Raw genomic sequence first — 12,002 nt, forward strand, 5'->3', positions numbered from 1 at the left:
TCTGATTACTTTTTAATTAGCTCGAGCTTTCCATGGGACTAGTAACGCTTTCAGCCTGTCTTTTTCTGAACTGCCTTTGGTCGAGAACCTGAACAGAGGTAGCTGAGTCTTGTTAAAAATACTGTTTTTAATTGCGTCTCTGTCAAGCTGAAGCGGATTTAAGTCGTGAAAGGTATATCCATCAACTTCTATCGCTAACACTGGCAGCATGTCCATGGTGTTGTAGACGATAAAGTCGACATGACTGGAAGGGTGCTGGATGAACTCAGCCTCTCGGTTTGTAAAGTGCTCGAACTTGCTGAACAAAAAAGACAGCGGATAGTCTTTTTTATACGCTAAGCACGAATAATCACCCGTATTGAGTAACTCGTCTATCAATGCTGACATTAAATCTTGGGATAAAAACTCCGAGCTTCTCCTTACACGGGTCATAAATGCGTTGAGCTTTTCTGAGTACTCGCGGTATAGGCAATCGAATATTGAAACAACAGAACTTTCGTAGATAACTTGTGATTCCGATTGATATTCGATGTAACGCATCAAGTCACCAATATTTGTGCCACTCTCTTTAACAAGGCTCTGCGATGAAACGAAGGTCAGTCGGTTTTTTGCTCTCGACACAGTGACATTGATTAATTCAGGTTGATCAATATGCTTATTTATTTTGTTGGCGGTAGTGCTGAAAATGATAGTGTCTTTCTCACGGCCTTGAAATTTGTGAACGGTGTCAGCATCTATGCCTCTTTGCCCAAAATGATCGTTGCATTTGTTAGCCTGCGGACGGTAGGGGGTGATAACGCCAATATTCTCTGAAGATGTATGTGCCAGCTCAACGGGCAAAACCTCTTGCTCTATAACGTCAATTTCTCTTTGGTTTATTAAGCCTTTACTGTTTAAAACAGGTGCAGCATGGTTTCCTTTTTCTGTTTTGACGATTTGAAATGGTTCAGTGATACCATCAGTCATAACAATGAGTTCACCGTTATAAAATTTTTGGTTACAAAACTCGATAATTCTAGGATGACAGCGATAGTGCTCTTTAAGCAGTGTTGTCGGGCTTAATGGAAACAATTTAATCAGGCTTGCTAACAAACTGTTTCGTTTGTAATTGTATGGTGATGTTTCTCCATACAAATGCTCAATATCAACTTGTCGCTTTTCTTTTGCGATATGAGGAAGCTGCTTTGTATCACCTACAACAACCATGTTCTTAGCACAGCACATAGCTAAAAAGCCTGACAGTAAATTCACTTGTGAGGCTTCATCGACGATCAAGACGTCAAACAAAACGGCGTCAGGCTTATTTGACATTAATGAATCAGTCGTACTCAAAGTAACAGGGAATTGGGTCACAAAATCTTGGTAGTCACGTTTATTGTAACTACTAGCATTGGTTTCTTTAAATTCTGTATCTGAGTACTTTTCAGCGACAAAAGACTTGAATAACTTCATGGACAGGTCAGTTTGCCTTTCTAACAGCGTATCAAATCCCTCGCTATCAAGCTGCTGTTGCAATACCCTTATTACCTGTTCAGTCTCTTCAATTTTCGTTTGATAAAAGGTACTTACAAGACGCCTGAATACACTTAGGTCAAACTCACTGAGCTCCTCAAACTTGTATATTCGATACTTGAATAGCCACTTTAGTTTGGTCTTCCAAGTCAGAGATCCTAGTTGTGAGTGGTATTCAAAGTCTGCCATAAATTTAAGTACTTCAGGAGTCTGCCATCTTTGAAATATCGATAGCCTATCTAACTCGAAAGGCGTAGTGTCAAAACTCTTATTGAAATACCGCTTTTCTAATGCCAACTTATCTAAGTACGACTTCTCTTTTGCAAGCTGGTTTTTGCTCTCTAAAAGCTGTGTTATCCGCATATCCAGCTTGACTAATGATTGTGTTGTAGAAGCTTGCTCAGAGGGCAATAATTGCCAGTCAGACATATCTGGCTTATTGGGCAGATTACTAAAGAATGACGTGACATTTTTCTTGCTCCCAAGTGTAGCTGCCAAAAAACCAAGATTTGACTTTTCTAGCTTCTCGAAAACATTTGCTACGGCGGAGTTATTTCCTGCTGCGACTGCTACAGACTTACCTTGCATAACTAAATTGGCTATCAGGTTCAGAATAGTCTGCGTTTTGCCCGTACCTGGAGGCCCCTGGATTAAACTCAGTTGCGAACTTAAAGCTCTCTTTAATGCTGTGCGTTGAGAGAGGTTAACGCCGAATGGAAAAATCAGTGTCTCATTGTGCTCTATAGTAGCTGGTGTGGAGTTGTCTATAAATCTTGCCGCTATTGATTCATCGGAGATCAAACGAAGCTTTTTTGAATAGTAATAATGTAAGTGTTTAGATTCTTTTTCTTCTTGCTTAAGCTCTGCAAGCTTTGAATAGTAATCAACAATTCCCAAAGCATTGGGCGACTGAAGGATATTTTTCACGAAGGAAACTGCTCCTATCGGGTAATACTTTTTCTTGCCATTTTCAAATATGCAAAAGTGCTCAGAGAACCTCAAAACCTCATATGTGCCCGCACTCAGAGGCATGTTATAAACGAAAATCTCACTTCCACTGGTATCTACCTCGACGGGGTTGCGGAACACTTTTATTTTTGAGTGACCATACCGATATGTCCCATTTTCAAACTCGACTTTGAAGCCGCCACGGTAAGGTTCAAGAGATTTGATATTTTTTGTCTTATCAATCCACCTTCCTTGATACAAAGTAAGAATTAGTACCTGATGTTCATCCACGTTATTTGCAATCCTTGAGCCTAAAATGAGCAGTTCGCATTCTAGGTTAACTCAAACAAAATAACACTTTATTTTCAAGGTGTAGAAAGAGCAGTGAGCAACTTAGCAAGTACTTCCGATATCTCTGTAGCATAATTGGTTTTTAGCTAAAGTTAGTGTCCGCTGTTTATAGGAATTCATTCGCTATTTTATTTGCAAAAAAGCCCCCGCAAATGCGGAGGCTTATTTATTGGTGGAGCTGGGGGAGATTTGAAAGTACGCGAGAATTGATGTAATTACATCATCTCACTAATAATTACGAGTTTCACTCTGTTTCGGGGCATTTGCCGTGACAAATTAGGCTCTTTTTTATAAAGTAAGTCCGTTCAGTTTGCCACGTTTTAAAGGGACATTATGGCTAAGCCTCAAGTTTTTGTTAGTTCCACCTATTATGATTTAAAGCACATTAGGGCTTCACTAGAGGGGTTTATAGAAAATCTTGGATATACAGCCATCTTATCAGATAAAGGGCGAATTGCGTATGATCCAGATATTCCATTGGATGAGTCTTGTTATCGCTCTGCATCTGAATCAGAAATTTTTGTTTTGATTGTCGGTGGCCGCTACGGCTCACAGGTGAGTGGAGAAAAGAGACTCGAAACAAACGAATTTTATAAGCGATATGAAAGCGTAACTAAAAAAGAGTTTGAAGCTGCACGCTCTAACGATATTCCGACTTTTATTCTTGTCGAAAAGGCTGTGTTTGCCGAATACGAGACCTTTTTGAAAAATAGAGAGAATGTGACGGTTGAATATGCTCATGTAGATTCAATTAATGTCTTTTTATTTCTTGATGAAATAATATCGAAACGCCGAAACAATCCGTTACACCAATTTGAAAAACATACGGATATCGAATTGTGGTTAAAAGAGCAGTGGGCTGGTTTATTTAGGGAGCTTATAAAGCGCAGAGGCTCCAATAGGCAATTACAATCTCTCTGAGAAAGTTGAAGAGCTAGCAGGAATTAATCACTCATTACAGACGTACCTTGAAGAGGTGGTTTCTAAGGTCAGTCCAAATTCAGCAGAGGATCTTATTGAAAAGGAAAGAGAAAAGCAGCGGGAAAATCTAATAATATCTAAGATAATGCACTTTCCGTTTGCTCAAGAACTTCATCGAGCATTTAATATTTCTTACGAAGACATTGTAAAGGTTTTCTCTGACGCTGAGAGTTTTCATGATCTTGGAAAAAGGGTTGATGCTGTAACTGGAATAGGTGGTAGCTTTGATGTATTTATTGATAATTGGGATGTGTTTAATAGTTTACAATTTTTGACCAACATAAACAGTATTAGAGATTTATTACAGCTACCTCCATTAATTAGCTTGAGTATGGAAAGCTAGTTAATGGCATTTTCCTGTCAATTTCAAATCATGCTCTTTAATGTAATTACCATAATGCCTAAAGAGCATTTCGGGTCCATCGTGTCCCATTTGGTCAGCAGCCCACCATAAGTTGCGTCCTTTACTGATTAGCATGGTGGCGAAAGTGGGTCTTGCTTGGTAAGGGTGGCGGTAACGAAGGCCGCTTTTCTTAAGTACGGGGATCCAAATATTTTTGCGCAGTTGTGCTGAACAGGTTAACTGTTTTCTGCTGCATGGTTCAATAACGAGATTACCTGATGATGTCTTAGTACCTTTGGTAATGGCCTTTTTATTGGTGGATTCCCAAATCACAGCTTCACACACTTTGATTTCTTCGTTGATCAAGTCAACATAAATCCATTGCAGTGCTGCTACCTCTGACGGCCTAATACCTGTGTAAAACAGTACACTGAGTAAATGGCGTTCGGGCTAGTTTCTGCAAGCATTTAAAATTGCTTCAGTCTCTTTTGGCTTAAATGGGTCTACGTCTTCATGCTGGCCGCGAATAGGAACACTTTTTGAATTTTCAAAAAATGTGGTCACGATGTGGACAATTTGCTTCAGGCGTAAAAAAGCCAGTCAAAGCATGTTGCTCTAACTGGCTGTTTTAAAACGCTAAAATTTGGTGGAGCTGGGGGGATTTGAACCCCCGTCCGGAAAGCGTCGACCTTCGGTCCTACATGTTTAGTATCGTCTTTTGGTTAACCTTTAAATCTCGGACGAACACGATAAGTAAAGGCGAGGCCGCTTAGTTTTAGCCCTTCAACCCCGGCCAGGGTTTCCGTAGCGATCTTGTGTAGGGTGACACTCCAGAACCAGATCCACAAGAATATCATGGAGGAGTGCTAGCGGGCTATTATGCCGCTAGAGCGTAGTTATCGTCGTTTGCGATTACTTTAAATACGGCTTTTTTACGAGGCCAGCCGCACCTCGACATGCACCTTAGGCTTCTTGAATCCCGTCGAATCCTAATCAGCCCCTGAATAAATTCAGTACTGTTAGTGTTTATACATCTAACAACTAACTATGTCTCGCATTATACATAGGATTAATGTCATTACAATGGCTTATCATGCCATTTGCTGATGATTTAACGAAGCAGAGGCGTGTTTGATTAATTACTCGCCGATTGCTGAACAAGACCGTAAGCGTTGATTATATGTATAACGGGTTGGCTTTTGATTTGTGCGACTAGGCACTTGCAAAGAATCGTCCTTTACCACCATATTGATAGTTCTCTAAAGTATTGAGCAGCTTTTCAGAAAATTGAATTTCTGTCTCTGAACGGCCACTCTGGCGTGCCTCTCTTAAGTTGGCCTTTTGCATGGCGATAACGTCGATTTTTTCATTCTCGGCTCGTGAAATATCGGCAGGAGAGGGGATTCCACTCCCCCGATTTAGGCCTTGCTCAACAGCAAAATAATGTAAAGAAAGCGAAGCATGTTGCCCTAAATCCAATATTCCTTCGTCATATAGTGCTTTAGATGCCACAGCCAGTTCTTTCATGGTGATATGGGTAAAGTCGAATTGTGCCTCTTTGATGTGGCTAGTTGTTGCCTCTGACGCTGGCAAAACGCTTCCCTTCGCTTCATTTTCGATTGATTGCGCGCGTCGCACCTGAGCCTGATTATATAGCATTGCTTGGTGTTGAACTTTCATTTAGCAAATCCTTCTGAAATATGTATAACAACTTCAGCAAGGTTTATGCCCAAAAGTGGCTCAACAAGATTAAGGTTCCCAGCCATTGTGGGCATTTTCATTATCTCGATATGGACGACAGAAAGCGGCGCACTCGCTACCGCTTTTGTGTGTTTGTTACCTTTTGTGTTTACGCTCCGCGCAACCAGTTGCGTAGTCTATCTTTAAGTTGGCTAAGGTCGTCTTCGCAGATCAGGCCAATTTCTAGCGCTTTGGCGCGCAGTCTTTCCGAAGTTCTAATGCCTTGATAGCTCACCAGTAGGCCTCTTGCTTGTACGCCGCCAAATAGCTCGCTGAGGGAATCAAGTTTATAAATCACTTGGTTGCCTTCCCCTTTACTAAACTTTTTGGTTTTGCATTCAATGAGGTGAAGCTTATTGTTGGCGAGCGCCACAATATCTAGCTCGTTATTGACATAGCCTTGCCCCACGCGACGTTTAATCGCAACGCCTTGGGCGACATCTTGTAAAATAGTGAGTTCTTTTTTTAGGCTGAGGAGGGTGGCGTAAACATATTCTTCTAGCCAGCCACCGTTGGCAAAAAAGCGAGCGCCTTCATTAGCAAACTTTAATTTGTCGTCTTGCCTGGTGGCGATGTTAGCATCTTCTAAATCGTCAATGAGTGTTTGTAAACTTGGGCTGTTCATTTGGCTGCGACTCAAAGGCTCACTAATAAGTGCATTATCTTCGCTGCTGGCTGCGAGGTAGTTGAGCTGGGCGAGGGCATGGCTAAAATCTGTTTGACTGGTTGCCCATTTGGCACCGAGCTGACGATAGCGAATATCAACGATACCCTCATTTGCAATTTCGGTGATATCGCCGTCGATGAGGTTAAAAAAATCGCGTATCTTTAATTTATCGGCAAGGATGGTGTTGACTCGCTCTGTTGGTACAAGCCAGTGAAGTTCGTCGCGTTCGGGTTCAATGATAAAACATTCTATTGGATAGGCGCGGATCACCTCATACATTGCAAGTAAGTGTTGGCGGTCACCGCAACTGGCATTAAACACAAATTGAGTATCTGGTTGTTCACTAATTAGGGTATCAATGAGCTGGTGGAAGCTGTCGATTAAGGTGTCACTATCTCGGCTGGTGGGAATAAAGGCGTGATGTACTTTTACCCCTCTTGGCCCCAACACTCTTTTAATATCTTCAAGGTTTTGTTGTTGTTGAGATTCTATTAAATAGAGTATTTCATCGGAGTCGATATTGTGGTCGAGTACAGGCGTAAGCGTGTTAATAAAGTTAGTGTCGATAAAACTAAGGTGTACGTGCTTTGTCATGGCTGTCCCTAAAAAGTTATGTCCTTCATGAAAGATGAAATTACCGCTATAAAGCGGCAAGTGTAAAACAGAGTAATACTTAGTTATGAATTTGCTGCCATTTGGCGTGAAATCCCAACGTTTGTCTAAAGTTTTGCACTGTAAAGCCGATAAATCTAAAGAAAATAATAAGTTGTCTTTTAAATGCACAGATTGATTTACATTCATTTATAATTTGTAGCAGTTCAGGTGATGTTAAGCTTAACAATTTGGCGAAGTTATGCTCAAATGAGTTCGCTGCATTAAAAATAACAACATAACAATAAGATCGTGCATACTTTTCAGGGTTGATGAATGTCATTATTTCGTTTTGATGAGGATGAGGGCTATGTCTACTTACTCTCTCATCCTGTGGAATCCGGATTTCCGGCGAGCTCGTCTCAGCTAGTTGAGATGATAGAGGGGTCGCCATATGCGGATTTTGAAATCATTCATGCCAATATCGGCCAATTATTTACCGCAAGTGAGGCGCCCGAGCAGGACTCGCTGATTGTGGCTCGCGCTATCGACGCGTCTATTTCTGTGCGTATTGAAGAAGGCAACATGCTTGCTGAAGCGAGAGTGACCACAGCCCGTGGTGGTAAGCTGGTTTGTATGAACAAGGCCAAACAAGCATTAAAACAAGCGGGTATTAAAAAAGGCGTCAGTGGCAAAGCCCTCGATAATCTTCTCGGTCAGCAGTTAGAACTCCCTCCCGGACACACGTACAATGGGATTGTTGCGCATGGTCAACGAGCCAAAGATGGCAACGACGCACGGTTTGTGCGCCTGTGTATGACAGCGCAGGACAGAGTACTCAGTCCACAAGAATCGAGCGGCGGTAAGGTCGATATGCGTAATTTAGGTGCTATCATCACCGTAAAGCCGGGCAGCCCATTAATGAAAAAAGTTCCGCCAACAGAAGGCGAGCCGGGTTATACCGTGTTTGGTGATGTGATTGATCCAAAACCAGGCAAAGACGCACCACTTGAGGTGTCAGAAGGCACCAAGCTCGACCCCAACGATAAAAACCTGCTTATTGCCGATTCAAAAGGTGTGCCAGTAGCCATTCCTCGAGGTATGCGCGTTGACGATGTGCTGTGCTATGAAAACATTGATGTGACGACAGGGCATGTTGAGTTTGATGGCAGCGTGATTGTGAGCGGTGATATTAAAGATGGAATGCGTGTTAAGGCTTCGGGCGATATTACTGTGATTGGCTTTGTGGAGTCGGCTATTCTTGAAAGTGGTAGCGCTGTTACGATAATGCTTGGCACAATTGGCCGTAAGCGCACTGAAGGTGAACCTTTTTCATGTTCAATTAAAGCAAAGCGCAGTGTTTCGTTAGGCTATGCGCAGTACTGCCGAATTGAAAGCGAACAAGATATTCTCATTGAACGTCAAGCTTTGCATTGTGACTTGGCTTCCAAGCGTTTAATCAAAGTAGGTAAAGGTGAAACCCCTAGAGGCAAACTGATTGGCGGAAATGTATTGGATGCCATGCGTATAGAAACGGGTGAACTTGGGGCACCTTCAGGCACAAGAACACGTATTTCACTAGCCCAAGACTGGGATAGTTTGCACGATAAGCACCGCGAATTAGTGGAGCTGGAAAAGGTGCTGGCGTCCAAAGTCATCGATATTAAACAAGCCATGAATAAAGCACAGGCGTCGCCGCAATCCCAAAAACGAGATGCATATCTTGCCAAGTTGCAGCACAGCGAAGCGCAGATAAATAAACATTATGGCCGTAATCAGCGTAACATCGGTTTAATACAGCAAAAAATACATCGATTAGCACGCTTGAGTCGAGTCACGGTCAATGAGCTAATGCACCCCGGAACCGAAGTAAAAATAGCGAAAGACACTAAGCTGTTTTCGCGAATTTACCCGCCTAATTTCGTTAAATTGCATGAAGGTAAGATCATGCAACAGTTTACGACTGCCAAAACCGCAGAAATAGCGTAAAAACGAGCACTTATAAAAATGCCAGCTGAATTTGCTGGCATTTTTATTATTCGGTGTCGGTGTCGGTTTCGGTTGTTGACTCAGATTCTGACTCGGCTTCAGGCTCTGGTAATGGCCAGCCACCTAGTGCTTGCCACTTGTTGACTATGTAGCAAAATAGCTCTGCGGTGCGCTCTGTGTCGTAAAGTGCGCTGTGTGCTTGGCTGTTATCGAACTCGATACCCGCAGCACGACATGCCTTTGCAAGCACCGTTTGCCCTAAAGCGAGCCCGGCAAGTGATGTGGTATCAAAGCTGACAAATGGGTGAAAAGGCGTACGCTTTATCTTGTTACGCTCAATCGCTGCATTTAAAAAGCCGTGATCAAAAGCGGCATTATGGGCGACGACAACTGAGCGCTGACAGCCCGCGGCTTTTTGGGCTTTACGCACGGCTTTGCAAATTTCTTTCAGCACTTCATCTTCTGCAACTGCGCCTCTGAGTGGTGAAAATGGATCAATGCCATTAAAGTCAATCGCAGCTTGCTCAATATTTGCGCCTTCAAAAGGCGCAACATGAAAGTGTACTGTCTGATCTAAGCTTAATACCCCGTCATCGTCCATTTTTAACATACTAACGGCAATTTCTAGTAGGGCGTCAGTATCTTTATTAAAGCCAGCGGTTTCCACGTCGATAACTACAGGAAAGAAGCCGCGAAAGCGTTTTGAAAATAGCGTTTGCTCGGTATCAGACATAATCTTCTTGGTTTGTGAAATTTAGCGGCCTATTATACTGATACCTCGACAAGAAGCGAGCAGCTTGAGAGCGCTTAGTATGGTACATTTATTGCTTAACTCTAAATAGCGCGAATTGGTAGAGACAAGCTCTAGTTTTCGGCGTGCTGAGCGCGTGTAAATTAATGGTTGATGTTGTGAGGTGTGGGGTGATCAAGTTATATAAATCAGTAGGTTGGGTTGGTATATCGTTATGCGCCATTACTTTTAATAGCGAGGCTGCAATGCGGCAATACGCTGCCGAAGCTGATTCATCACATTGGAATGTTGACCAAAACAATCGTTTGAGTTGTGCGCTTAATCATGAAGTCCCGTATTACGGTGAAGCTATATTTTCAAGTAATGCCAGTAAAAATAAAGACTTAACCTTTAACCTAGATATGATGGTACGTCCTGAAAGTTACGATTTTGCAGGACTTGAATCGGTGCCTCCGCTTTGGCGAGCCGGCAAACCGGCAAGAAACATCGGCCAAATGAAATTACTGAAAAAATTTGACGGTGAACTTGAAAATAACGTCGCGTGGCAGTTGCTGACTGAGCTTGAAAAGGGTTACTTTCCCACTTTTTATTATAAAGATTGGCACAACGACGTAGATAAAATTTCAGTTTCTTTGTCATCAGTGAACTTTAAACAGGCATATTGGGCGTTCTTACAATGTCGCGATAACCTGTTGCCATACAGCTTTGAAGACATCGCTTTTACGGTGATGAATTACAAGAAAAATTCCAGCGAGCTGACAAAGTCGTCACGCAAACGCTTGGATATGATCGGCGAATATCTTAAAAATGACCCGAAAATTGAGCAAATTTATATTTCGGCCTATAGCGATAGTTACGGCGGCCGTGATACCAACCTGAGATTGTCAAAGAAACGTGCCGAGGCGATTAAATCCTATATGGCGAGCTTAGGGGTTGAAGAGAATAAGATTATGACTGACGGCTTTGGCGAAAAACGCCATATTGATACCAACGATAACGCCATTGGTCGCGGTAAGAACCGTCGAGTCGTGATCCAAATTTCAAGACCTTGATGTTGGGGTTGGGGTTGGGGTTTTTGTAGTTGGTTGTGGATTAGTTGGGTTGTGGGTTGTGGGTTGTGGGTTGTTGGGTTAAGTTGTCGGCTTAAAAGCCGACCTACAAGCCGACCTACAAGCCGACCTACGAGCCGAGACACGGTGCTGATATCGGTTTTATTCTAATACCGCACTGCATGACGCTTTTAATGCATCGGTATGACTGAGCTGATTGTGATAGGTGATGGTAATGGGCTGGGCGGTGTTTATCTCATAAGCCAGTGCTAAATCTAATTCTACGCTTTTACTTTGCCCAGCATTTAGGGTCATAAATTCATTGGCTGAGGGCGCGAGTCGTTTCGCCATGGGTCCTTGATAATTAAGCGACTTACCATTTTGTGTTACCTCTAAAAATTGGCTCCACCAGCCTTCAAAAGGGGTATGCCAAATTAGAAACTTTTCATCATTATGGCCTGCGTTGGTAAAAGTGAAATTAATGGGGTAGGTCATACCTGAGTCGGAACCCTTACTCACACTGCATTGAATGTTACTCTGTGTATTCATCGTTGCCTCTGATTTGGTGGTTGGGGCGGTGTCGTTGCAAGCTTGGAGCAGCATCGCAGCGGTGATCATCATTAGGGGTTTCAACATACTGTTTTTGAGCCTGTTGCCACGCTCATTCCTTTTTTATTTTCAACGTAAATACTTTGCACTATGCTGAGTATTACAGTCGAATAACGAATCGCATACTCTCATGACCAAAAATAATAACAAAGAGTTCAATTCTTTTGCATCGTTTTACCCTTATTATCTCGCGGAGCACAAAAACAAAACCTGCCGTCGCTTGCATTTTATCGGCTCAACCTTAGTGCTCTTGATTTTGCTCTTTGCGTTGGTTTTTGCACATTGGTCTTTATTATGGCTGCTGCCAATCGCGGGTTATGGTTTTGCTTGGGTAGGGCATTTCTTTTTTGAGAAAAATAAGCCTGCGACATTTCAATATCCGCTGTATAGCTTGATGGGTGACTGGGTCATGTACAAGGATATTATCCGTGGTAAAGTACCTTGGTAAAGGAGACTCAGTAGATAATAAAA

Annotated in this window: 10 protein-coding genes, 1 other RNA gene and 1 pseudogene; 5 read left to right on the forward strand and 7 right to left on the reverse strand. The window is 42.5% G+C overall.

What is annotated here, in order from left to right; genetic code table 11:
• Nucleotides 1-12: 12 nt before the first annotated feature.
• Nucleotides 13-2,751 (reverse strand): AAA domain-containing protein, encoded by a 2,739-nt coding sequence (locus CTT31_RS06465; RefSeq protein WP_260492209.1) that lies wholly within the window; start codon nt 2,749-2,751, stop codon nt 13-15.
• A 393-nt stretch (nt 2,752-3,144) separates the two neighbouring features.
• On the opposite strand from CTT31_RS06465, the gene CTT31_RS06470 reads away from it, so the two are divergent.
• Entirely contained in the window at nt 3,145-3,732 is a 588-nt protein-coding gene (locus tag CTT31_RS06470) for a DUF4062 domain-containing protein (RefSeq protein ID WP_260492210.1), read from the forward strand.
• Nucleotides 3,733-3,787: 55 nt separating this feature from the next.
• Entirely contained in the window at nt 3,788-4,135 is a 348-nt protein-coding gene (locus CTT31_RS06475; RefSeq protein ID WP_260492211.1) for a hypothetical protein, read from the forward strand.
• On the opposite strand, the pseudogene CTT31_RS06480 reads toward CTT31_RS06475, so the two are convergent.
• From CTT31_RS06480 to CTT31_RS06495, 4 genes and pseudogenes are all read right to left on the reverse strand, one after another.
• Nucleotides 4,136-4,567, reverse strand: a pseudogene (locus CTT31_RS06480) (site-specific integrase); the annotation flags it as partial. It lies immediately after the preceding gene.
• Between the two features lie 212 nt (nt 4,568-4,779).
• Nucleotides 4,780-5,136: a transfer-messenger RNA gene (gene ssrA, locus CTT31_RS06485) on the reverse strand.
• A 211-nt stretch (nt 5,137-5,347) separates the two neighbouring features.
• Nucleotides 5,348-5,815, reverse strand: coding sequence for a hypothetical protein (locus tag CTT31_RS06490; protein WP_260492212.1), 468 nt, complete (start codon nt 5,813-5,815; stop codon nt 5,348-5,350).
• Nucleotides 5,816-5,984: 169 nt separating this feature from the next.
• Entirely contained in the window at nt 5,985-7,136 is a 1,152-nt protein-coding gene (locus CTT31_RS06495; protein ID WP_260492213.1) for a Card1-like endonuclease domain-containing protein, read from the reverse strand.
• Nucleotides 7,137-7,469: 333 nt separating this feature from the next.
• On the opposite strand from CTT31_RS06495, the gene CTT31_RS06500 reads away from it, so the two are divergent.
• Nucleotides 7,470-9,122: a DUF342 domain-containing protein gene (locus tag CTT31_RS06500; protein ID WP_045989126.1), complete on the forward strand. Its 1,653-nt coding sequence runs from the start codon at nt 7,470-7,472 to the stop codon at nt 9,120-9,122.
• A 46-nt stretch (nt 9,123-9,168) separates the two neighbouring features.
• Here the strand turns inward: CTT31_RS06500 and rnt are convergent, their stop codons facing one another.
• Nucleotides 9,169-9,855 (reverse strand): ribonuclease T, encoded by a 687-nt coding sequence (gene rnt / locus CTT31_RS06505; RefSeq protein ID WP_260492214.1) that lies wholly within the window; start codon nt 9,853-9,855, stop codon nt 9,169-9,171.
• 164 nt (nt 9,856-10,019) lie between these two features.
• Between rnt and CTT31_RS06510 the strand changes: the two genes are divergently transcribed.
• Nucleotides 10,020-10,925, forward strand: coding sequence for a flagellar protein MotY (locus CTT31_RS06510; protein ID WP_260492215.1), 906 nt, complete (start codon nt 10,020-10,022; stop codon nt 10,923-10,925).
• A 159-nt stretch (nt 10,926-11,084) separates the two neighbouring features.
• Here CTT31_RS06510 and CTT31_RS06515 read toward each other — a convergent pair whose 3' ends face one another.
• Nucleotides 11,085-11,558 (reverse strand): DUF5067 domain-containing protein, encoded by a 474-nt coding sequence (locus CTT31_RS06515; protein WP_260492216.1) that lies wholly within the window; start codon nt 11,556-11,558, stop codon nt 11,085-11,087.
• Nucleotides 11,559-11,661: 103 nt separating this feature from the next.
• Between CTT31_RS06515 and CTT31_RS06520 the strand changes: the two genes are divergently transcribed.
• Nucleotides 11,662-11,979: an Mpo1-like protein gene (locus CTT31_RS06520; RefSeq protein ID WP_010606470.1), complete on the forward strand. Its 318-nt coding sequence runs from the start codon at nt 11,662-11,664 to the stop codon at nt 11,977-11,979.
• The last annotated feature ends 23 nt before the right edge of the window (nt 11,980-12,002 follow it).

It is taken from the genome of Pseudoalteromonas maricaloris (assembly GCF_024746855.1).
GTDB lineage: Bacteria > Pseudomonadota > Gammaproteobacteria > Enterobacterales > Alteromonadaceae > Pseudoalteromonas > Pseudoalteromonas maricaloris.

Coding starts and splice junctions, on each gene's coding strand:
- CTT31_RS06470 (WP_260492210.1), top strand. CDS start 3,145: ATGGCTAAGCCTCAAGTTTTTGTTAGTTCCACCTATTATGATTTAAAG.
- CTT31_RS06490 (WP_260492212.1), bottom strand. CDS start 5,815: ATGAAAGTTCAACACCAAGCAATGCTATATAATCAGGCTCAGGTGCGA.
- CTT31_RS06495 (WP_260492213.1), bottom strand. CDS start 7,136: ATGACAAAGCACGTACACCTTAGTTTTATCGACACTAACTTTATTAAC.
- CTT31_RS06500 (WP_045989126.1), top strand. CDS start 7,470: ATGTCATTATTTCGTTTTGATGAGGATGAGGGCTATGTCTACTTACTC.
- rnt (WP_260492214.1), bottom strand. CDS start 9,855: ATGTCTGATACCGAGCAAACGCTATTTTCAAAACGCTTTCGCGGCTTC.
- CTT31_RS06510 (WP_260492215.1), top strand. CDS start 10,020: ATGGTTGATGTTGTGAGGTGTGGGGTGATCAAGTTATATAAATCAGTA.
- CTT31_RS06515 (WP_260492216.1), bottom strand. CDS start 11,558: ATGTTGAAACCCCTAATGATGATCACCGCTGCGATGCTGCTCCAAGCT.
- CTT31_RS06520 (WP_010606470.1), top strand. CDS start 11,662: ATGACCAAAAATAATAACAAAGAGTTCAATTCTTTTGCATCGTTTTAC.